We start from the raw sequence: 23,375 nt of genomic DNA, 5'->3' as shown, positions 1-23,375 counted from the left end.
CGCCCTTTTATTTTCTTTCAAAATTACCGATCAATTTCAAGAATTCATCAGCAAAAGACTCAGCCTTCTCCCTATTCTCAATTACAGCTATATTTTCGTTATTATAACCTGCTCGATTTGTCCAATTAAAAGATCCCGTAATTACTCTTTTCAAGTCAAGAATACAAAATTTATGGTGCATTAGATTTTTGAAATCCTGACTTTGCGGAGAAATTTTATAATACTCAATACCAGTATTTTGAAACTTTATACCATGACTATCCGTCAGATCATCGTCATTAACCACTATTCGTACATTTAATCCGTTTTTGTGTTGGGCATAAAGTGCGGTAGCTATAGGGCGCGAGGTAACCCAAGCTACGGCGACCCAAATCGAATATTTAGCTGAACAAATATAATCAATTATTTCTTTTTCTATACCATCAAAAACAGGGGTAACCTTAGTGTCTTCAGGCACTCCTTCACCTACTAATCTATAGACGCCATCAGTATTTTTTATAAGTTGGTATTTATCATGTTTTAAAATTTTATTTAAGGCATCCGCGACTTCATCTACGTTTTGCACTTGGCGATCATCCACCAAAATTTCTATAAGCTGCACAAGTTCATTTTTACCATTGATTTCTAATAATTTTTCTTTTGTATAGTCAGCTCTTCTGCCAAATAAACCTTGATTATTTAAGGCCCAATAATCATCCTCAAAACCGATAAAATTAAAAAGCTCGACTAATTCAGGACCCGACCTTCTTTCCAGTCTATCATCGCCATTTATAACTTTAGCTATTTCATTAATCGATAAAAGTGAAATTTGCATATTAAAAAGCCCCAAAATCAATGGGGCTTATAATTTCACGCATCTAACATTCTGGCAATGTCGGATGGCTTAGGATTGTAATAAGTATTAATTAAAGTGTTTATGGTTTTATGCCCAGTAACCTTTGCCAGAATTTCTACTGGTAGCTTTTGGTTATTTACCAAACGAGTAATCGCCACATGCCTTGTATCATGAAAATGCACCACGCCATTTAAACCAACGCGGCGCAAATTACGCTCCCAAAGCAATCGGAAAGAATTGTCATTATGGGGAATCAATTTATTACCGTTATCCGGCACTAGGCTTAGTAACTCTTTGGCTCTTTTAGATAGCGGTACGTCACGTGCGGATCCGTTCTTGGTCATCGGTAAATGGATGTGATCTTCGTGGATGTTATCCCGGGTAATCCGAATAATCTCTCCACGGCGCATTGCGGTTTCCATAGCGAAGATAAAAGCCCAGCCTACATAATGCGATGGTAAAAAAGGGCGCATGCCATGTGAGTACCCTAACCCTAAAAGGATATCGTCAATTTCATCATCAGAAATCAATCGGGAACGGGCGGCGGGCTTAGTTGGTTTCTGCACCAGGCTAAATGGGTTTTGTTTCAGCAGGAATAGCTCTCTAACTGCATAGGTGAACACGGAGCTGTAAAGGCACATCTGACGTTGGACAGTACCGGGCGAAACTTCTTTTAAACGATCATTGCGCCACTTGGTAATTTTTTGAGGGGTGATTTCGTGAATAGATTGATGTGCTAGTTTGCCCCAGTATTTTTCGAAGGAGCCTAATTGCTGTTTGATGAACACATAGCCACGCATCTTTGAACCAACATCTGCGTAGTATTTTTCGAACAGTTCTTTAAATGTGAGGTGAATTAATTGCTCTTTGGAAACCGCGTCTCGGGTTTGAAGTTCAATTAATTTAAGTTTGGCCCACTTGATACATTCTTCTTGCGTATCACGGGTGGCATTGTATCTTTGACCATTGTGGCGTACTGTGATGCGCCATGAGTTGCCTCGTTTAATCGGCTTTTGCATATTGACCTCAAAATATGTAGTCGCAACGGCACCAAAACGAAAACCCAAGCAGTTAGCCTGGGGTCGTTTGGTGTCAAAGCGGAAATATTAATCGGTTTTTAATGCGAATTTTGAGAAATTTGATTCCCCAAGCTGACCAATACGGCAGTAAAAACAGTGACATAAACCTTTGATATAAAATATATGTCGTTGATTTCCTTGACAAATATTTGGTAGGCATATCCAGACTCGAACTGGAGACCTCTACGATGTCAACGTAGCGCTCTAACCAACTGAGCTATACGCCTATATGTGACGCATCATATTCACTTTTAAATTTTATGACAAGCCTTTTCTATGATTTTTCAATGCAGATGCACAAGAATTCAGCAATGCTTTGAATTTTTTCAAATCTGCCTCAGAAACCTGCTCAGATGCATACTGCATCTGCTCATATAACTGCACGGTCTGCTTAAACACATGATGCTGCTGTGACTCAGCCTGAGCCGCCAAACGAGACATCCACATGTTAAACGTTTCAGCAGGCTTTTTCTGTAATTCAGGCGGTAACGGCTTCGAAAACGTCTGCAACAGCTGGGCAAGTTTTGGCTGCCGGCGAAGATGCTGATAATACAACCAGGCCATATATAGCCCCAGCAGACCTAAAATAGTCAGTACCAGCATCAGGATATTGGCATAGCTGGAATGCAGTCCCAGTTTGGCCAGCCAGCCCCGCTGCGATTCGGCGTTATAACCCACCACCTTGCTTTGCCATTGATAGCTGGCATAGTCGCTCCAGATACGCAGTTTATTCATTAAATGATAATGCCGATAAGTCCAGCCACTGCCGCGCTCGCCCAATACCGCCTGATCTTCCGCAATCAGGTTTTGCATGCCCTGCTCAACCCGCTGCGGACTAATCATTGCTGTGGGGTCAAAACGCTGCCATTTGCCGTTTAACAGCACTTCTGTCCAGGCATGCGCATCTAACTGGCGTACTTCCCAACTTTTACCATCTGGGGCCAGCTCTCCACCCTGATAACCGGTGACCACCCGCGCCGGAATTCCGACATAACGCATCAGCATCACAAAACTGGAAGCATAATGTTCACAAAAGCCCTGACGTGACTGAAACAGGAACTCATCAACACGATGTTGCCCTAATCGCCCCGGGGTTAAGGTATATACAAAGCCATTTTCCCGATACCAGCGCAGCACCTGCTGTACATAACGCTCAGGATCTTGTCCGCTGTGCAAAAATAAACGCTGGGCCAATTGTTGTGCTTGCAGATCCTGCTGTACCGGAAATTGAGTATTGATGCGTAAATTCAGATGAGCATTACTCACGGTCTGAGCCTGGATATCGCCGATCCAGCGCAACGGAATCGGCTCGACCCGCTGGGTTAAACGCCGCGGTACAATGCCCCAATCCTGCTGGCTATAATAACGGCGCTCCAGCGGTACCGATTTCTCCAGCCCCATCACCCAACGCACGCCCGGGTCAGCCGCCAGATATTGATAATCAAAACTACGCGCATGCGCCGGCTGCAATACATCGCTACGCATTAACGGCTGCTGGTTAACAAAGCTGCTACGCCAGCGCTGGCCATCATATTCATCCAGCACCATCGCCCGCCAATACAGCTCATGTCGTGGTGGCAGTTGCTGCACATCGCCAATAATCCGAAAGGCCAGCGCGCTGGATTGCGATAGCTCGGCAATATCGCCCGGCGACATGCTGTCACTAATTCCGGTAATGCCTTTATTTTCCGGAATCGGAATATGCCACAGCGGCGGCAGCCGTGGGAAAAACATAAACAGCAAGACAAAAAATGGCAGTGCATACAGCACAAAACGTCCCACATGGCGGGCATCGCGCTTTAAGGCCTGTACAGCCGAAGCCTGGTATTCAAATTCGCTGGTTTGCAGGCGATACAGCCCGATCAGACAACTGAGCAGGCTTAAAATGACCATAAAGGCCATCCAGATTGACTGGCTAAACAGGAAGGAACTGGCACTGACAAATAGCGCGAAATTGAACAGGATAATCACATCGCGCCGGGTTCGGGTTTCGAGGGCCTTGGCAAATAAAAAGGTTGATAACACCGCCACGCCGGCCTCTACCCCAATAAAGGCGCGGTACTGTAAATAAATACTCAGCAGCGCCAGCGCAATCAGGCTAAAGGTCCAGTATTTGGCAATCGGCTGACGCCCGGGCTGCAGACTGAAATACAGACTAATCAGGATGATGATAAAAATTATACTGAGCAGCACAGGCAGATAGATCAGCTGTGCCAGTAACAGCAGGCCCAGGCTTGAGAGAATCGAAATACGGATACTGGAATTCATCTTTATGCCTGCGCCAACAGTTGTTTGGCGAGCAGCAATTGCTGCTCGCCACAGGCGGCCGGTAATTCTACCTGCGGCAAATACAGGGCATAGGCACATTGCTGCTGTTCACACTGCTCGACTAGGCCCATCATTAGGCTGAGTTTTTCTTCATGCGATGTGCTGGGCATCTGCGCATAGTCAATTTCAAGCTGCTGCTGATTCTGATATTGCTCAAAGACCTTGACGTATAAGCCCTGGCCACGCGCCACCTGTTTCCAGGACACTGCCTGCAAGGAATCTCCGAGCTGATAACTGCGCAGCTCCCGGAATTCATCTAAATCAGGTTCTTCATTGTGCCGGTTGTGTTTATTTTCAGTGGTGTGCTGCGCCGCTTTCGGTGCAATCCAGGCAAAGTCATTGAAATACAGATAGGTCCAGGCACGTACCAGACCAAAGGGATAAACCGAATATAACTGGATGGCCGGATAATGAAACTTGCCGCGCTGGGCAGTATAAAAAGCTAAGCTATACTGCTGTTTGGCTTCACTCAGCGCCAGTTTATGTAATTGCTGATCAACCTGAATCCACAGATAACGCAGCTGTGGCGTATCCTGCTGAAAAAACAGGTGCAGCTGGACATTTTCCCCGGCCTGCCCGACCTGCTGTGCCACCACCTCAAGCTGCAAGCCATGCAGCTGCTTAAAGGTCAAATAAAAACTGATACATAAAATCGCGCTAATTAAAAAGCAGAAGCCCAGAATCAGGTTATTGGCATAGTTAATACCGGCCACAAAGGTAATCAGGATAAGCACCAGATATAAGTAACCCTGCTGATAAATAAATACCAGCACATCTTTTTGCGTGAGGCGTTTTTTCTGCTGGAATTGAAAGCGTTTCTCCAGCCAGTGCTGCCAAAAATTCTGCCCGAGCATACTTAGCTGACCTGCACCTGTTGCAGCAGCTGCTGGGTTTCACCCTCACTTAAACCAATACGATGTGCCACCACCGCCACAAAAACCGCTTGTACATCATCCGGAGTGACAAAACTGCGCTGTTCAATTAACGCATGTGCCTGGGCGGCTTTTTTCAGGGCCAGTACTCCGCGCGTCGATAGTCCATGCCGGTTTTTACGGCTGGCTTCGGCCAGATCCAGAATATAATCCTGCACGGCGTCACTGACATATAGCCGATGCACCTGCTGTTGTAATTCCAGGATTTCATCTTCACTAAACACATGCTGCAAACTGGCAATCAGGCTCTGCCGGGAAGATTGCTGCAGCAATAGTTTTTCTGCATAACGCGATGGATAGCCCAGTGATAAACGCATTAAAAAGCGATCCAGTTGTGATTCAGGCAATGCATAGGTTCCGCTTTGAAACAGCGGATTCTGGGTAGCAATGACCCAAAATGGTTGCGGCAGTTCGTAACGCACGCCATCGACCGTGACGTTGCCCTCTTCCATTGCTTCCAGCAAGGCACTCTGGGTTTTCGGGCTACAGCGGTTAATTTCATCGGCCAATAAAATCTGGGTAAAAATCGGGCCTTGCTTAAACTCAAACTGATGTTCTTTCTGATTAAACATGTTCACCCCAATTACATCACTGGCCAGCATGTCATTGGTAAACTGAATCCGCTGAAATTTCAGTCCGGCCAAATGCGCCAGACTGCTGGATAAGGTAGTTTTGCCCAGACCGGGTAAATCTTCAAACAGCACATGGCCGCCGGCCAGTAAACAGACCAGTGCCAGTTTGGTCTGCTGCTGTTTATCCAGAACAATCTGATTAACCTGTTCAAGGAACTGCTGGATTTTGGGTGCATAGCGCTGCAGCTCGCTCTGGAGCTGCGCCTGATCGTGTACTGGTTCCGATTTCTTATCCTGTTTCATGCCCCAAATCACCTTCATTCCCCAAATAAAAACGGTGTATGCCCTAACATACACCGTTTTGTTTTTTTTCTAAAGAAATCAGATGATTTCTAGATTTTTAACACGGACACTTCTTCAGGTTTCCGGAAGATGGATAACGTGAATCGACACAGTGCCGGTAAAAGGTTTTGGCATCCATCGCTTCCAGATCCGGATGATGCTGCCGCATATGCTCCAGATAGGTCTGATAGTCAGGCACCCCCACCATCAGCCGGAAACTTTGCTGCAAACGCTGCCACAATGTGGCAATCCGCGACCAGTTTTTAGGATTCAGGATTAAATCCTTCTGCGACATCACGGTCATTTTGATGATTTTATAAATCACCGTTTTACCCGCTCGAGCAAATTTCAGATTCATCTTCTCGCTCCTTAATGGCCTTTGGCCGGCTGAATATCTTCAGGATCGCGGTAAATTGCTTCTGCTTCATGCACGGTTGGTTCCGGATTGGCCAAGGCACGGCGAATCACCCCAATCGCAGCAAACAGCATCACAAATGCCACAATCATAAAGAAGCCACACAATGCCGCATTAATCTGGTTCGACATTGCCACAGTCTGCATTTCCGCAATACTTTTGGCTGGTGCCAGAATTTCATTATTGGCAATGGCGGTATTGAAACGCTCTGCCTGTGCCAGGAAGCCGATCTTCGGATTTTCGTGGAAAATCTTCTGCCAGCCAGCAGTCATCGAGGTGATAAACAGGAACACGGTCGGGATGATGGTCACCCAGACATATTTCTGTTTCTTCATCTTGAACAGGATGACAGTACCAAGAATGAGCGCCATCGCAGCCAGAATCTGGTTACCAATACCAAACAGTGGCCACAAGCTGTTAATCCCGCCAAGTGGATCGACCACGCCCTGATAAACGAAGAAGCCCCAACCAGCCACTGCAACTGCCGTGCCCAGCAAGTTACCAAAGAAGTTGTGTGATTTTTTCACTGCAGGAATCACAATACCTACGGTATCCTGAACCATAAAACGGCAGGCACGGGTACCGGCATCCACCGCTGTCAGAATGAACAGCGCCTCAAACAGAATGGCAAAGTGATACCAAAAAGCCATCATTTCGCGGCTATTGAAAATCTCGGTGATGATATGGGCCATACCAATTGCGAAGGTTGGCGCACCACCAGTACGGGACAGAATCGAGTTTTCACCGACTTCCTGGGCCAGCAAGGTCAAGGCTTCAGGCGTGACCACAAAACCAAGGTTACGCACAGCTTCTGCTGCCGTATCTACCGACGTACCCAGTAAAGCCGCTGGCGAGTTAATCGCGAAATACACACCCGGATCAAGCACCGCGGCACAGATCAGTGCCATAATCGCAACGAAAGACTCCATCAACATGCCGCCATAACCAATCATACGGATATCGCGTTCGTTGTTGACCAGTTTTGGCGTGGTTCCCGAAGACACCAAGGCGTGGAAACCGGAAATCGCACCACAGGCAATGGTAATAAACAGGAAGGGGAACAGCGAACCGGCAAATACCGGACCAGTCCCATCAACAAACTTGGTGACTGCTGGCAGTTTCATTTCCGGCATGGCAAATAAAATACCAATGGCCAAGCCTGCAATGACACCAATTTTCAAGAAAGTTGACAGATAATCACGCGGTGCCAATAACAGCCACACCGGTAAAACCGACGCAATAAAACCGTAAATGATCAATGCCCAGGTCAGCTCAGTCCCTGACAAGGTAAAGAACGGTCCCCAGTACGGATGCTGCGCAATGTTTTCACCGTAGATGATGCCAAGCATCATCAGCACAAAACCGATAATCGACACTTCTGCAATTTTACCCGGACGGATAAAACGCATGTAAATGCCCATAAAAATGGCAATCGGAATGGTGGCGGCAATACTGAATACACCCCACGGACTGTTGGTCAGGGCTTTCACCACCACCAGCGCCAGTACCGCCAGGATGATAATCATCACCCCAAGTGCACCCAGCATCACGATAATACCGGCAAAGCTGCCCAGTTCCTGCTTGGCCATTTCACCCAGTGAGCGGCCGTCACGACGGGTCGAAATAAACAGCACCAGGAAATCCTGTACCGCACCGGCCAGCACTACCCCGACCAATAGCCAGATGGTGCCCGGTAAATAACCCATTTGCGCTGCCAGAATAGGACCAACCAGCGGTCCGGCACCGGCAATCGCGGCAAAGTGATGGCCGAACAGGACACTTTTATTGGTCGGAACATAATCTAAACCGTCGGCCAGCCGATGCGCGGGAGTTAAACGCCTAGCATTGAGTTCAAAGACTTTATTGGCAATAAATAAACTGTAGAAGCGGTAAGCAATGCTATAGACACAGGCGGCGGCGAGGACCAGCCAGACTGCGTTTACATGCTCACCACGGCTGAGTGCCAGAATCCCGAAAGACACTGCACCCACAATAGCGACGAGCAGCCAGATAATTTTCGAAGTTAGGCTCGACTTCGTTGGTAATGTTTCCATTCAATCCCTCATATTTTCGATGCATTTAAATCAGCTTGATTGTTGTTGTTCGAGGTACTGCTGTTTTCCTTTGCGACTTTACGCCTGTTATTTTTCTATGCCTCTAAGACTTTGGCATAAAAAAAGGGATGATTGATCATCATCCCTTCGATAATAGTATATTTTTACACCATTATGCACGTTCTAAATATTCACCAGTACGGGTATCTACACGAACGCTTTCTTCTTGCTGAACGAATAATGGAACACGTACCACAGCACCTGTTTCAAGTTTCGCTGGCTTACCGCCACCGCCAGAAGTATCACCACGTACACCTGGATCAGTTTCAACAATTTTTAATACCACGAAGTTCGGAGCGCTGACGTTTAAAGGCACGCCGTTGAACAACATAATGGTACATTTTTCATTAGAATCGTCTTTTAACCATTTTGCAGCATCGCCCATAGCTGTTTTATCAGCTGCGATCTGTTCAAATGTTACAGGATCCATGAAGTTCCACAGTTCGCCGTCGTTGTACAAGTAGTCCATTTCTACTTCTACAATGTCAGCAGCTTCTAGTGAATCACCAGATTTGAAAGTTTTTTCTAATACTTTACCTGTTTTAAGGTTACGTAATTTCACACGGTTGAAGGCCTGACCTTTACCTGGTTTTACGTATTCGTTTTCCATGATTGAACATGGGTTACCATCAAGCATAACCTTAAGGCCTGACTTGAATTCATTCGTAGAATAATTGGCCATGACTGGCACACTCCAAACTTACTAACTTTAAGCTATCGATGCTACGGGCTGTTGCGATGTCATTTAGCAAGTCTGACACGAACATTAGTTGCCACATGCACATTCATTTTATGTGACGTATTCTAAATGACCAATATGCCTTGCCGCAATGAAAAATTCTTGTTTAACCGGCCGCTGCTGCCTAAGTTACAAGCAGATATCCATCTACCGGCTTTATTCCCAACTGGCAGATGCTTAAAATCAGCGCAGCTCGCTCTGGACTCCACCTGGCCCGGATGTCCTGATTTTTCGCACACAAAGCACATTCCTAGCGCCTGCAAACTGTTAAACTAGCACGATTAGGCCTTGCCCTCCCACTTCCATGATTCTTTTCCGGCATGACAAACTATTTGTATCAACAGCAAAACTGGCAATCACAGCTCAGTGATTTAATTACCGATCCTCAGGAGTTGCTGAATCTTCTGCAACTGTCGCCTGAACAGTTACTCTCCGGCGCAATTCTGGCATCTGAACAGTTTAAATTACGTGTGCCGCGTGCATTCGTCGGAAAAATGAAAGTCGCCGATCCCTTTGATCCGCTGCTGTTACAGGTCTTGCCACATCATCTGGAACTGGAAGGTCATCCTGAATTTGTCACCGATCCCTTAGGTGAAGAACAGGCCAATCAGCAACCGGGTGTCCTGCACAAATATAAGTCACGTTTTTTACTGACCCTGACCGGGGCTTGTGCGGTACATTGCCGCTACTGTTTCCGCCGCCATTTTCCCTATCAGGACAACCTGCCTAAAAATGAAGATTGGCTAAACATCAAACAATATATTGAATCTCAGCCCGACATTAATGAAGTGATTTTAAGTGGCGGTGATCCATTAACGTTAACCAATCGACGTTTACAGAGCTGGATTGAACGTCTGGAATCGCTGCCGCAGATTAAATTTTTGAGAATTCATTCACGCGTTCCGATTGTAATCCCCAACCGTGTCGATGAAGCGCTGATTTCCATATTAAAAAACAGTAGGCTACGGATTATTCTGGTGGTACACTCAAATCATGCATCAGAATTGGATGACTTCACTTGCCGTACATTAAATACACTGGTGAAACATCAAATTACCGTCCTGAATCAGGCAGTTTTACTTCGTGGGGTGAATGATTCTGCTCAGGTTCTGGTCGATTTAAGTTATCGCCTGTTCGATGCTGGGGTGATGCCGTATTACTTGCATGTATTAGATAAAGTGAAAGGTGCACATCATTTCGATCTGATGCCACAGGACATCGATCTTATTTATAAAGAGGTTTTAGCGAACTTGCCGGGTTATCTGGTTCCTAAACTCGTTAGGGAAATTGCGGGCGAAAAGAATAAAACACCGCTTTTTGGGGTTTCAACTGCTTGAATTTGAGTTAAATAACAACGATGACTATGAATCATTCAGATATTTTTCAGGTTGCCACTGAGCTGAAATTGGAACAGCTCAGTTTTTGCCAGAATTCTGTCAAAAGTATTCAGGAGTGGGCAGCTGACTTATCCATTTTACAGCTTGGGGACTCGTCAAAAGCCTTGTTCAAAGCCTTACTGGAAATTTCTGAACTCAAATGTCAGGAAACCTTGCGCTTTGACCTGATTCAGGCCATTCACCCGACGCTGGAAAATGTCCTGACCAGCCTGGAAAAACACTTTTTTAACCAGGGTCTGATTAGCAGCGACCGCAATGAGCACATTATCGAGCTGGCGCTGTTGTTACGTAGTCATTTTGCCAAAGTCTATATTGAAATCGCGCGCCGCAGTCACCGCCAGCTGGCCCAGCAGAAGTTTTCCATTTTTGCCTTTAACCTGAAAAAGAACCTGCAGACTGCGCGGACTGTGGCCACCTATTATGCGCTGCAACAACTGACCTTATTGCTGTATCAGCAACAGATGCTATATAGCTCGCCATTTTCCGGGCAATGGCTCACTGCGCATCAACTGTTTAACTGCGCGCTGCAGCACAATTTTCATCAGAACAATATTAACCATCTGCAAGGCACCCAGCATCAGCTGCAAAATATCAGTCAGGCATATGCGCAATTAATCCTGCTGGATATTTTCAATTCCCATCAGATTCGTCCGGCCGAAATTCAGGGGCTGTATCTCTGCAGTTTTGACTGGGTCAAGCTGATTCAGATTTTGCCCAAAGAAACCACCCTGTCACGCTATATTGTCGATACCAATAAAGACTATCCGCCAATTTATAACTCGCATCAATCGGGTGATTTTGAGCCGGGTATTTTTATTTCGACGCAGGCACTGCTGGATCATATTAGTGAAAATCAGGGCCGCAAGGCCGAACATTTCTCCCGCAATGAAAAGCTGTTTTTAACTCCGGCCCTGCATTTTCATATTCATACCCTGCTCACTCATAATCCTGAGCGTCGCCATGAACGTTATGAATATTCGGCCCGGGTCAAAATCTGTTTTGGCTTAAGCGTGGCGCACTTCTATTTGTCTAAAGGCAAGAATTTTCAGGAAACCCTGCAACTGGGTGAAAATTACCAGTTCCAGAGTGAAAGCCAGTTCATCAACCAGATGCACAGTCATGCCACTGCCGACATCAGTAAAATCCAGAATCTGGACCGCGAGGCCAAACAGATTTACGGCGCGGAAGTGCTGGATATCAGTGTGAATGGTTACCGGATTAAATGGGAAGGTGAAACGCCAAAAAACCTTAAAACCGGTGAATTTATTCTGGTGCAGGAAAATCCGCAAAGTCCGTGGCGTGGCGGTGTGATTCGCTGGATTAAACAGTCGACTGACAAAACCCTGGAACTGGGCCTTGAAGTTTTGGCGCAGGACATTATTCCATGTGCCGTCTATGTGAAATCTGACCGGCATAGCGGGCATTATCATCCTGCCCTGCTCATGCAAAGTTCTCAGCTGAATGAAGTCAGCACTCATCTTATTTTACCGGGGATTCAATTATTAAGAGACAAGCAGACCGTACAGCTGCGTTTGGGGGATGAAGACATTAAAGTCTTTTTAATTAAACCGTTACTCATTACTCAAAGCTTTATGCGTTTTGACTTTGAACTGTTAAATGACCAGCAGCAAGCCACAGTCGATGCCTTTATTCACAAGCAGATGAATGACGTTAAGAATCAAGATTTATGGGAAGCGTTGAAGTGAGAAATCCTTTACTATCTAAAAAATTTAAACGTACCGAAACACGTTTACTCATTATCGATGATAACCAAATCCGTTTTAATCAGATTTGCGAACAGCTGAATGCACAGGAACATACCGTGCAAGCCACCCTGCTCGATGACCTGCAAAATTTTGAAAAACAGCTGAATTTAACCTGGGATGTGGTGATTTTTGGCCGCGCCTACGACTTGAAAATTGATCAGGCCCTGACCCTGATTCGCGCCTCAAAACAGCCGAATTTACCGCTGGTGTTATTGCAACCTGAAGACTATGATGCCACCCAATATAGCGCCCTCATCCGCAAAGGCATTTATGATCTGGTCAACCTGAACGATAGTGACAGTTTCTATCTGGGTCTGCTTCGTGCCCTCTCTTTCAGCCGTTTGCAGCAAACCCATGCCCAGCTCAAAGAAGAGCTGGAAAATGCCCAGACGCAGGCGCAGTCTCTGGTGGAAGACAGCAACAAGGCGGTGGCGATTATTCAGGAAGGCATTCATGTACAGGCCAATCAGGAATATTTACAGCTGTTTGGCTTTCAGAATGAAGATGAGATTATTGGTCTGCCTTTGCTTGACCTGTTGCAACCGGAAGATCTAGCCGATTTTAAACTGCGCTTTAAAAAAGTATCGCAAGGTCAGTTTGATTTAGGCCGTTTCAGCTACAGCTCTTTAAATAGTCATGTCGCCGCGCAAAATCCGCTACAGCTGGAATTTTTACCGGCCACTGATGAAGATGCCTTGCAGCTGACCATTGATATTCAGCAAGCTGCTACAGCACCAGCCAAGGCCAGCAATGAAAGCACAGCTGGTCAGCAGCCGACCCATCAGCTGATTAACCGCACCCTGAACAATCAGCCATCCAAAATTAATGCGCTGGTGGTATTTACCCTGGCCTCCTGCCCTGAAAAAGTCTTGCAATCGGACTGGGTTACGCTGAAAAACTATTTCGGTAATATTAAAACCTTCCTGAAAGAACAGACCAATGTGCCTTTATTCAAGGTCAATTCATCGATCTATATTGGCTTGTTTCAGGCAGAATCAACCACCATTTTGCATTCCAAACTGATTGGTCTCAGCTCACTGAGTAAACCGCAGTTATTGAGCGTCAATGGGCAAAGTTATCCGCTGAATTTCCGTATGGGCTATGCGGTACTAGAAGGTGAAATTGCCGACAGCACCCAGTTTGAACAGCTGATGGAACGTGCCTTTGTAACCGCACTACCTTATCAGCAAAAAGATGAGCAAAGCCTCGGACTGGATTTATCCATGACCGATCTGTCGCTGGAAATTGTCGAGCCAAAGGTTGCACCTGTGGTCGAAACCGCTGCTTCATCGCTATTAGGCGCCTTACGCCACAGCCTGGATCGTAATGAAATTCATCTGAAATACCAGCAACTGTATGACAAACAGGACAGCAATTTATATACCTATGAAGTCAGCAGCGGCTTTATTCATCAAGCAGAATGGAAAAGTCTGACCGGGCTGGTTGATCTGGCTGAAGATCCGGAACTCTCGATTAAACTGGATCGCTGGATTCTGGTCGAAGCCTGCAAACAGCTACACAACTTCATTACCCAATATCCGGAAGCCAAGCTGATTGTTAACCTGAACAAGCATGTGCTGTTACAAGACCGCGCGTTCCCGGAATTTGTGTCCAAACTGATTACCATTGTCGGCAGTCAGCAGGCTTATCCGTTAATTCTGCAATTCTCTGAAGAAGATGTGAGCCAGAACCTGATGGATGCCCAAAAGCAGATGCATTTGCTGCATCAGCACGGTGCAGAGATTTCTATCCGTGAATTTGGCCAGTCGATGTATAGCGAATCCATTCTTAAACAGCTGGATGTGCAATATGTGACCCTGCATCCATCGCTGACCAGCAAACTGATGCAAGATAGCGCGACTCAGGAGTTACAGGAACAGATTCAGCAGTTTAGCGAAATCAAGCCGGTGGAAGTGGTGCTGCATGAACTAAACGATATGAACCTGTTTGCCAACGCCTGGAATGTGGATGTCCGTTATATTCAGGGTGATTACTTCCAGAAGAAACTGGATCATCTCATTGATGTACAAGACCAATAAGGTCTTGTACTTTTCGCCTGAAGTGCAGGCACAAAAAAACGGGCAAATGCCCGTTTTTTTCATTCTGGGTATTAACCACGTTTGATAGAACGTGACATACCAGCAAAACGTTGTTTGAACTTGTCGATACGACCGCCAGTGTCAACGTTCTTTTGCTTACCAGTGTAGAATGGGTGGCAAGCTGAACATACGTCTAGGTAAAGAGTGTCTTTACCAACAGCTGAACGAGTTTCGATCACGTTACCACATGAACAAGTAGCAACTAATTTTTCATATTTTGGGTGAATATCGGCGCGCATCGTCGATTACTCCATAAGATTAAAGAAGGTTTTGCTGTCGTCGCAATTGATCACTCTCAAGACTGAGGAAAAAAGCTGTTTATTCGAGATAAACTGCAGACCAACACCACAACAGACCATTCTTTTGGCCCACCGAGACGGATACCGTCAGAGCTAAGCACAACAAGTTGGGGCATATTATACGTGAATCTATGCCAATATGCGAATTATTCTTTGCTCTCAATTTCAGGCTGCTTCGACCAGTAATTGGCAATAATGCCGCAGACCATCAGCTGGATTTGATGGAAAATCATGATTGGCAGCACAATCATGCCCAAAGGCTGGCCAATAAACAGAATCTGCGCCATCGGTACACCACTGGCCAGGGTTTTTTTAGAGCCACAGAAGAAAATCGCGATCTGGTCTTCACGTTTAAAGCCCAACCATTTCGGGATGTACAGCGCCAGCAGCATGATGATAGTCAGTAGTACCGAACAGGCCACAGTTAAAATCAGTAACGTTGTGCCACTGACTTCATTCCACAGTCCGGCCACCACGGCGCCACTAAAGGCGCCATAGACCACCATTAAAATGGTGCCCTGATCAAAGCCTTTAACCAGACTTGGGAACTTGACCAGAAATGGATAGACCCACGGCCGCAGCAATTGCCCCAGAATAAAAGGCACCAATAACAATAAGGTAATCTGAATAATGGATGAGGTCGGATCATAATCGTGCTGCGACTGGCCAAAAATAAACAGGCTGACCAGAACCGGGGTAATGAACATGCCGGCAATATTGGAAAAAGACGCACTGCAGACTGCACTGGCGACATTGCCGCGTGCAACCGAGGTAAAGGCTATGGAAGACTGCACTGTAGAAGGCAAGAAGCACATAAACAGAAAGCCCCAGTACAGCTCCTGCCCCAGCAATGGCAGTAATACGGGTTTGGCCATGAGACCCAACACTGGAAATAACAAGAAGGTAAATGCAAACACCAGCGTATGCAGTTGCCAGTGCATGATGCCTTGTACCACCGCCTCTCTGGACAGCTTTGCGCCATGTAAAAAAAACAGCACCGCAATGGCCGCCGTGGTAATAACGCCAAAGACTTCAGCGACCTGTCCAGACACCGGCACGATACTGGCCAGTATCACCATCACAATTAACAATATGGTAAAGCGATCCAATGCAAGTAGTTTTAGCATGTCTACATCCTGTGATTTTATTTTTGCATCGACATAAAAAAGCCCAGTCAGCGGGTTTTACCTCACGGTAAAGTTCCATCTTACTGGGCCGGAACAATAAAGCTAGTCTGCTGGCTTAATGTTCACTATTTTGTGGCGCTATACTACTGCGCCAACTTAGTTATTGCGGGCATTGTCATCTTGCTGGATCAGTTCGATTTTATAACCGTCCGGATCTTCCACAAAGGCAATTACGGTCACGCCGCCTTTCATTGGACCCGCTTCACGCACCACATTGCCGCCGCGCGCCTTGATTTCTTCACAGGCTTTGTAAGCATCTTCCACTGCAATGGCAATATGACCATAGCCATTGCCCAGCTCATAGCTGTCTGTATCCCAATTATGGGTCAGTTCCAGCACGGTATGGTTGTCTTCATCACCATAGCCGACAAATGCCAGGGTAAAGCGGCCTTCTTCGTAGTCACGTTTACGGAGTAAAGTCATGCCAAGTACTTCAGTATAGAACTGCAATGACCGTTCTAAATTGCCTACACGTAACATGGTATGCAGCATGCGCATATTATTCGTCCTTTTGTTGAATTTGAGCGTGTTCATGAGCACGCAATAATTTTGCCACCCACACCACCAGAATCAGAATCGGAATTCCAAGCAGCGTGGTCATGAGGAAGAAACTCGGATAACCGATATTATTGACTATGGTACCTGAATATCCACCTAAAATTTTAGGAGTGAGGGTCATTAGCGAACTAAAGATCGCATATTGTACAGCGGTAAACGACACACTGGTTAAGCTGGACAGGAAGGCAATAAATGCCGCACCGGCCAGACCGGAGGCCAGGTTATCAATAATAATTGCCAGATAGAGCCATAAACTGCTATACGGTTTAATCACCTTACCGCGAACTTCTACCGCTGCATCAGCGTTGATATCCACCGGTGTCAGGGCCTGAATATCAATATCCAGCACCGGATGCTGCGGTGCCAGCTGATAGCTGCGGTTAGCACTGAGTGTACTGCCATCCAGCAATCGGGCCTGGACCTGAATCGTGCTATTTTGTGCTGTCTGTAACTGCTGGCCTTCAATCACTCCACTAAACAGGCCACCCTCTTCCAGCTTGGCCGGATATTCCTTGCCATCCAGAACCAAACTCAGCGGCTGTTCAGGTTGTAGCTGTGCAGCATCAAGACCACTCAACTGACCACGAATCACCAGACTTTGCTCGGCTTCCTGTACAGAAATCCGGTCATCCGAAGTAATCGGTAATAACTGGATTTGGGCTGTGTCGGTCTGCTGCAAATACGGCATGCTTAATTGTGCCTGATCGGACTGATTGGCATATTGTGCCTGTACCTGAATCTGATTGGCCTGAGCCAGCACATTGCTCGGTACCTGTATGCTCCAGTAACCGGCTTCATCAGCCTGTACCTTATATTGCTGCGCCCCGACATTCACCTGCACATCACTCAGGCTTTGCCCGGATTTGACCAGTCCAATAAAAATCAGGTTGGTCGAGCTGGCCAGCACTGCGCCCAGAAACATCAGTTTCATGATATTCATTTTTTGGGCCAGCAAACCACCCAGGAAGCCACCCACCAACGAGAAAATCACCCCGTAGACTTTGACTGCTTCAGCAATCTGTTCTTTGCTGAAGTTCAGGTCCTGATAAAACACATTGGAAATGACCCCTGCAATAATATCCGAAACCCGATAAAACCCGATCAGCAGCAGTAACACCAAAGCCAGCTTTAAACCATAGCGCTTAAAGAAATCCGCGACCGGATGCACCCAGGTTTCAAAAGCCATCTGTTTATTGACTGCACCCAGTTTGACCAGCACAGTTCCGACCAGTAAAGCCACCGCACCCGAGCCAATAAAGCGAATCGCCTCCAGCGTAAACAGCAGGAAGGAATCCTGAATACTGAGCTGGTTTTTCAGCGCATCCAGCGCCTGACCGGAATAGATATAACTCAGCACAAAACTGATCACGGCGACAAAAAACACCACCACCAGTCGATAATAATCGCTGCGTTTATATTCTTTACGGACACGCTCCACCACCGGCTCACGAATCACCAGCGTGGTACACATCCCGATCAGCATCACCGCCGCCATCACCAGATAGGTGTATTTCCAGGCCTCATAAATATAGTTGCCTTTAGCCGTGCCCAGATACGCCGCCAGAAATAAAGCGCCCGCACCAGCTACAATCATCCCGATACGATAACCGGCGTTATAGGTCGAAGCCAATACAGTTTGCATCTGGGTTTCAGCCAGCTCAATACGATAGGCATCAATCACAATATCTTGCGTGGCCGCAGCAAAACCGAGCAGCACCGCACCCACCGCCATCTGGTAGAGATGCGTCTGCCCTAAGGCCGGATCTGAAAAGGCCATAATACAGATGGCGCATATAATCAGGACCTGGGCAATTAAAAGCCAGGCCCGGCGCCGGCCCAGTTTTTGGGTTAAATATGGCACTGGTAACTCATCAATTAATGGTGCCCAGACAAACTTAAATGAATAACCCAGCGCCGCCCAGCTAAAGAAAGTTACGGCATTACGGCTAATGCCGGCTTCACCTAACCATAACGATAAACTGGAAAAAATAAGAAGAATGGGAATACCGGCCGAGAAGCCAAGAAACAGCATGATCAGCGCACGCCGATCTAAAAATGCGGTAAAGGCAGATTTCCATCCTGTAGATTGTGTTGTCATTACATTATTTTTGTCAAAAAACTGAATGTTGCTATTCAATCGTTTAATGGATTTGGTTTCAACCTGATTTATGCAAACGCCCTGTGATTTTCTGGAGAAATGCAGCGGCCTGGCTTGAAATTTTCTATTAAACCTGTATACCTTAAATCTCTATTGCAATAATTTCGTTTTGGATTTCACAGTGACGCAAAGACACGAGCACATGACCTCTTCTTTATCTGCTTCAATTACCGAACAACAAACATTAGTTTTACAACCAGAACAAACTCTTACCTCAGCCTTCGAACAAGCCGAAATTCAAACGACACTTAATAACACCCGCTTAAGCCCGGAACAGCTGACCCATATTCCGGATCTGGAAAAAATTCCGGCCTCCACCAAACGGATTAAGCCTTTAAATAATTTTCTGGGTCAGGATCGTGCCCGTGCTTCGGTAGAAGCCGGCATTGCCTTGCCGTATTCCGGCTATAACATTTTTGCGGTCGGTACGGCAGGACTGGGCAAACGCACCATGATCCGGCGTTTACTGCAGCAACATGCCAAAACCATGGCCACGCCAAATGACTGGGTGTATGTCAATAATTTTAAAAACCCGCGCCAGCCCATTGCCCTGCGACTGCCGGCCGGTCAGGCACCGAAATTCCAGACCCAGCTGCATCAGAGCTGGCAGACCATTTTAAAGCAGCTGGAACGCCGTTTTAGCGCCGAAACCTATCACAACCGCATTGAACAGATTCGCCAGCAAACCGGTGATGAACAGCAACAGGCCCTCATTGAACTGACCAAAGAAGGTGAAACCCTGGATTTAAAACTGGTCTCGCGCAATGACGAGCACTGCTTTATTCCGGTGCAGTTTAAAGATGACCAGCTGCAGGAAATGACCCAGGAAGATGTCAATGCCTTAAGCAGCAAAGAGCGCGCCGAAATTGCCGCCAATATGCGCTATATGGATAAAAAACTGGAACGTCTGGGTCTGCATCTGGGTGATCTAGAAGATGATGCACGAGATCGGGTTCAGGTCCTGAATCGTGACATTGCCAAACAGGTGGTGATGCCGCGGATTGATTTATTACTGAATAAATTTTCAGAGGTTCAAGGGCTTGAAGACTATCTGAAATACTATGCCGAAGACATTATCAACAATGTTGAAATGGTGCTGGAACAGGAAGAAGATGACTTCACTCCGGCGGTGTTTAGCCGGGTGCCAGCACGTTATCAGGCCAATATTGTTGTTACGCATAAGCCGAATTCGGGTGCGCCGGTAATCTTTGAAGATTTCCCGACCCACTACAACCTGCTCGGTCATGTGGAACAGATGACCCAGAACGGCACCATCACCACTGACTTCACCTTAATCCGTTCCGGTGCCTTACATCGTGCCAATGGCGGTTTTTTAATTCTGGAAGCCGAACAGTTACTGGAACAGCCTTATGCCTGGCAAGGGCTGAAACGTGCCTTGAAATCGGGCCAGCTAAAACTGTCCTCACTGGAACATATGCTGACTTTAACCGGCAGTATTTCGATTGAACCGGAATCAATTCCCCTGACCTTAAAGGTCATTCTACTGGCCGAGCCGGAAATCTATTATGAAATTCTGGAAGTCGAACCGGAGCTGGGCAGCGTCTTTAAAATCCGTGCCGACTTCACCGATACATTACAACGTAATGACACCAATGAGCAGGCTTATATGCAGCTGATAGCTGATTATGTTCAGGCCGATAAACTACTGCCCTTTGACCGCTCTGCCCTGGCCGCGCTGTTAACCGACTCGAGTCGTCTGGCCGAGGACCAAAGCTCGCTGTCCTTACATGCCCTGACGCTGGGTGATCTGATTCGGGAATCACATCATCATGCCGTACAAGCCGACAAAAAGATGGTGTCAGAAGAACATATCAACATGGCGCTGGATCATCGTAAATATCGCTTAGGCTATTTGCGTGAACTGTACTGGCAGGACCTGTCGCGCGGCACCCAGCTGATTGAAACCAAAGGTCATCGTCTGGGTCAGATCAATGCCCTGTCCGTGATTCATTATGCCGATGTGGAGTTTGGTCTGCCTTCACGCCTGACGGCATCGGTCTATCAGGGCGGCGGCGATATTCTGGATATTGAACGCAGTGTTGAATTGGGTGGCTCGCTGCATGCCAAAGGCGTGCTGTTAATGTCCAGCTTCCTGAAAGCCCATTTTGGCCGCGAACAGATTTTACACTTCTCTGCCGCACTGGCCTTTGAGCAGAGCTATGGTCAGGTCGATGGTGATAGCGCCACCGTTGCGGAACTGTCTGCCCTGATTTCAGCAATCAGCCAGTTACCGATTGATCAGTCCTGGGCCATTACCGGCTCCATGAACCAGCTGGGTCAGGTACAACCTGTTGGCGGCGTCAATGCCAAAATTGAAGGTTTCTATGATGCCTGTAAATTACAGGGCCTGACCGGCAAGCAGGGCGTGATTATTCCACGTCAAAACATGCAGCATCTCATGCTGCGTAAAGATGTGATTGAAGCGGTGCAAAAAGGCGAATTCCATATTCATGCCATTGATGTGATTGATCAGGCACTGGAAATTCTGATGGCGCGTCCGGTCGGAAAACTGGACAAAAAAGGCCGTTATAGCAAAGGCTCGATTTATGACATGGTGATGGCGCAGCTGGAATACTGGCAAGCCATTGAAGATGGCGCAGAAATTGAAGAGGAAGAGCCGAAGAAAAAGAAAAAAGCTAAGAAAGAAAAAAAGGCCAAGAAAAAAGATCAACCGGCTGAAGCAGCAATTGAGGCTATTCCGATAGAAGATGCCCGTAACCAGACTGGCTCATAATGGCCGGTCTAAAAAAGCAAAAAAGCGCCGAAAGGCGCTTTTTTTATACGACTGAATTAAGCTTCAGGCGCTGGGCTGTACTGTTCAACCAAAGGCTGTAACTCACCTTTTTGGAACATATCCAGCATAATATCGCTACCGCCAATTAACTCGCCATTGATCCACAATTGCGGGAAAGTTGGCCAGTTGGCAATTTTCGGCAAAGTTGCACGAATATCCTGGTTTTCAAGAATATTCACATAGGCAAATGGACGACCAATTTGACTGAGCGCTTCTACTGCACGAGCTGAGAAACCACATTGTGGGAATTGCGGTGTGCCTTTCATGTAAAGAAGAACTGCATGTTTAGCAATTTGGTCACGAATTAACGCTTCGGTATCGCGTGCTTGTTCAGTCATTGATAAATCCTCAACTAATCTGTTTTGCATTATACCGAAAACACAGCAAAACAGTATGCTTAAAGCAATATTTCCATTTTTATTTACATTTACACTTTCAATCGGGGGCAGATTTTGCTTATATAAGTTTTTTCCTTTCTTTCTTACAGATAAGAGTTAGTCATGAACAACGTTACCCTTGCCCCTGTGCAAACTGATCAACCGTCTCATTTGATGCCCGTCTTCGGCCGTCAGCCGATCAGCTTTGTCCGCGGCCGAGGCGCTTATCTGTACACTGAAGATGGCACCGAATATCTGGATGCCCTGACCGGTATTGCAGTCTGTGGTTTAGGTCATGCTCATCCGGAAATTGCTGCTGCCATCGCGGATCAGGCCGCGACCCTGATTCATACCAGCAACCTGTTTGAAGTGCCTTGGCAAACTGCCGCTGCACAAAAACTGGCAGAAGTCGCTGGTATGGAAGAAGTCTTCTTCTCTAACAGTGGTGCAGAATCGAATGAAGGTGCCATTAAAATTGCACGTAAATTTGGTTATTTACAAGGCATTGCCAATCCGAAAATTATTGTCGCCGATCAGTCGTTCCACGGCCGTACCCTGGCAACCCTATCTGCCACCGGCAATAAAAAAGTCCAGGAAGGTTTTGCACCGCTGGTAGAAGGTTTTATCCGTGTACCGTTTGGTGATGTTGAAGCCATTGAAGAAGCCGCCATTCAGTATCCGGACATCGTCGCGATTCTGGTTGAGCCAATTCAGGGCGAAGGCGGTGTTAATACCGCGCCTCAAGGCTTTAGCTACCTAGAAGATATCCGCCGCATCTGTAACCAGCACAACTGGCTGATGATGCTGGATGAAGTGCAAACTGGTAACGGCCGTACCGGTAAATATTTTGCCTATCAGCACACCAATATTGTGCCAGATGTCTTAACCACTGCCAAAGGCCTGGGCAATGGCTTCCCGATTGGTGCAGTGATGACCCAAGGTCGCGGTGTGGGTGTACTCACTGCCGGTAACCATGGTTCAACCTACAGTGGTACTGCCCTGGGGTCACGTGTGGTCTACACCGTGATTGATATTATCCAGAAAGAAAATCTGGTCGAGAATGCCGCAAAAATGGGTAGCTATATTGTTGAGCAGCTACGCAACCAGCTGGCTGACCAGAATGTTAGCGTGCGTGGTTTTGGCCTGATGATCGGGATTGAATTACCTAAAGCCTGCGCAGAACTGGTGGATATTGCCCGTGATGAATACAAACTGATTGTCAATGTGACCGCCGGCTCCGTGGTGCGTTTACTGCCAACCTTGAACATTAGCCAGGAACAGGCCGATCAGCTGGTTGAACGTCTGGTGAAAATGATCAAAACGTTCCTGGCTTAAGCCGCGTGTTGATCTCAACAGATCTCAA

The 23,375-nt window shown here is 46.8% G+C and carries 18 protein-coding genes and 1 tRNA gene; 5 read left to right on the top strand and 14 right to left on the bottom strand.

Annotated features, from left to right (window positions below; genetic code table 11):
* Nucleotides 1-7 precede the first annotated feature (7 nt).
* The 9 genes from F905_RS02800 to efp all read right to left on the bottom strand — a co-directional run bounded on the left by F905_RS02800 (nt 8) and on the right by efp (nt 9,299).
* Nucleotides 8-814, bottom strand: a complete 807-nt coding sequence (locus F905_RS02800; RefSeq protein WP_005176854.1) for a phospholipase D-like domain-containing protein — start codon at nt 812-814, stop codon at nt 8-10.
* A 35-nt stretch (nt 815-849) separates the two neighbouring features.
* Nucleotides 850-1,854, bottom strand: coding sequence for a tyrosine-type recombinase/integrase (locus tag F905_RS02795; RefSeq protein ID WP_005176852.1), 1,005 nt, complete (start codon nt 1,852-1,854; stop codon nt 850-852).
* Nucleotides 1,855-2,064: 210 nt separating this feature from the next.
* Nucleotides 2,065-2,141: transfer RNA gene (locus F905_RS02790), tRNA-Val, on the bottom strand.
* A 31-nt stretch (nt 2,142-2,172) separates the two neighbouring features.
* Nucleotides 2,173-4,182, bottom strand: a complete 2,010-nt coding sequence (locus F905_RS02785; RefSeq protein ID WP_005176843.1) for a transglutaminase TgpA family protein — start codon at nt 4,180-4,182, stop codon at nt 2,173-2,175.
* Between the two features lie 2 nt (nt 4,183-4,184).
* On the bottom strand, nt 4,185-5,096 hold the full coding sequence (locus F905_RS02780) for a DUF58 domain-containing protein (protein ID WP_005176842.1): 912 nt from the start codon (nt 5,094-5,096) through the stop codon (nt 4,185-4,187).
* Between the two features lie 2 nt (nt 5,097-5,098).
* Nucleotides 5,099-6,049, bottom strand: a complete 951-nt coding sequence (locus tag F905_RS02775) for an AAA family ATPase (RefSeq protein WP_005176839.1) — start codon at nt 6,047-6,049, stop codon at nt 5,099-5,101.
* Between the two features lie 97 nt (nt 6,050-6,146).
* Entirely contained in the window at nt 6,147-6,446 is a 300-nt protein-coding gene (locus F905_RS02770) for a YbdD/YjiX family protein (protein WP_005176838.1), read from the bottom strand.
* 11 nt (nt 6,447-6,457) lie between these two features.
* Complete coding sequence (locus F905_RS02765; protein ID WP_005176837.1) at nt 6,458-8,557, bottom strand: carbon starvation CstA family protein; 2,100 nt, start codon at nt 8,555-8,557, stop codon at nt 6,458-6,460.
* A 172-nt stretch (nt 8,558-8,729) separates the two neighbouring features.
* Complete coding sequence (gene efp, locus F905_RS02760) at nt 8,730-9,299, bottom strand: elongation factor P (RefSeq protein WP_005176835.1); 570 nt, start codon at nt 9,297-9,299, stop codon at nt 8,730-8,732.
* Nucleotides 9,300-9,676: 377 nt separating this feature from the next.
* On the opposite strand from efp, the gene epmB reads away from it, so the two are divergent.
* From epmB to F905_RS02745, 3 genes are read left to right on the top strand one after another with little or no spacing between them, the layout of a single operon-like run.
* Nucleotides 9,677-10,693: an EF-P beta-lysylation protein EpmB gene (gene epmB / locus F905_RS02755; RefSeq protein WP_005176833.1), complete on the top strand. Its 1,017-nt coding sequence runs from the start codon at nt 9,677-9,679 to the stop codon at nt 10,691-10,693.
* A gap of 20 nt (nt 10,694-10,713) precedes the next feature.
* Nucleotides 10,714-12,459 carry a hypothetical protein gene (locus F905_RS02750; RefSeq protein WP_034597459.1) on the top strand — a complete coding sequence of 582 codons (1,746 nt, stop codon included), beginning with the start codon at nt 10,714-10,716 and terminating at the stop codon, nt 12,457-12,459.
* The gene (locus F905_RS02745) at nt 12,441-14,558 is read left to right on the top strand and encodes an EAL domain-containing protein (protein ID WP_005176827.1); all 2,118 of its coding nucleotides are present in this window, start codon (nt 12,441-12,443) and stop codon (nt 14,556-14,558) included. The genes F905_RS02750 and F905_RS02745 overlap by 19 nt, the downstream gene beginning before the upstream one ends.
* Nucleotides 14,559-14,629: 71 nt before the next feature.
* On the opposite strand, the gene rpmE is transcribed toward F905_RS02745, so the two are convergent.
* The 4 genes from rpmE to F905_RS02730 all read right to left on the bottom strand — a co-directional run bounded on the left by rpmE (nt 14,630) and on the right by F905_RS02730 (nt 18,760).
* Complete coding sequence (gene rpmE, locus F905_RS15085; RefSeq protein ID WP_005176824.1) at nt 14,630-14,857, bottom strand: 50S ribosomal protein L31; 228 nt, start codon at nt 14,855-14,857, stop codon at nt 14,630-14,632.
* Between the two features lie 206 nt (nt 14,858-15,063).
* Complete coding sequence (locus F905_RS02740; protein WP_005176822.1) at nt 15,064-16,044, bottom strand: bile acid:sodium symporter family protein; 981 nt, start codon at nt 16,042-16,044, stop codon at nt 15,064-15,066.
* A 156-nt stretch (nt 16,045-16,200) separates the two neighbouring features.
* Complete coding sequence (gloA, locus tag F905_RS02735) at nt 16,201-16,602, bottom strand: lactoylglutathione lyase (RefSeq protein WP_005176820.1); 402 nt, start codon at nt 16,600-16,602, stop codon at nt 16,201-16,203.
* 1 nt (nt 16,603) lies between these two features.
* Nucleotides 16,604-18,760, bottom strand: coding sequence for an AmpG family muropeptide MFS transporter (locus F905_RS02730; RefSeq protein ID WP_005176818.1), 2,157 nt, complete (start codon nt 18,758-18,760; stop codon nt 16,604-16,606).
* A gap of 202 nt (nt 18,761-18,962) precedes the next feature.
* On the opposite strand from F905_RS02730, the gene F905_RS02725 reads away from it, so the two are divergent.
* A complete protein-coding gene (locus tag F905_RS02725; protein ID WP_005176816.1) occupies nt 18,963-21,575 on the top strand; it encodes a Lon protease family protein in 2,613 nt (870 codons plus the stop codon).
* Nucleotides 21,576-21,631: 56 nt separating this feature from the next.
* Here F905_RS02725 and grxD read toward each other — a convergent pair whose 3' ends face one another.
* The gene (gene grxD / locus F905_RS02720) at nt 21,632-21,973 is read right to left on the bottom strand and encodes a Grx4 family monothiol glutaredoxin (RefSeq protein ID WP_005176812.1); all 342 of its coding nucleotides are present in this window, start codon (nt 21,971-21,973) and stop codon (nt 21,632-21,634) included.
* 162 nt (nt 21,974-22,135) lie between these two features.
* On the opposite strand from grxD, the gene F905_RS02715 reads away from it, so the two are divergent.
* Complete coding sequence (locus F905_RS02715; RefSeq protein WP_005176809.1) at nt 22,136-23,347, top strand: aspartate aminotransferase family protein; 1,212 nt, start codon at nt 22,136-22,138, stop codon at nt 23,345-23,347.
* Nucleotides 23,348-23,375 lie beyond the last annotated feature (28 nt).

This window comes from Acinetobacter sp. CIP 53.82 (assembly GCF_000369465.1).
In the GTDB taxonomy this organism is placed as follows: domain Bacteria; phylum Pseudomonadota; class Gammaproteobacteria; order Pseudomonadales; family Moraxellaceae; genus Acinetobacter; species Acinetobacter indicus.
This window is presented reverse-complemented; position numbering and strand designations above follow the sequence as displayed.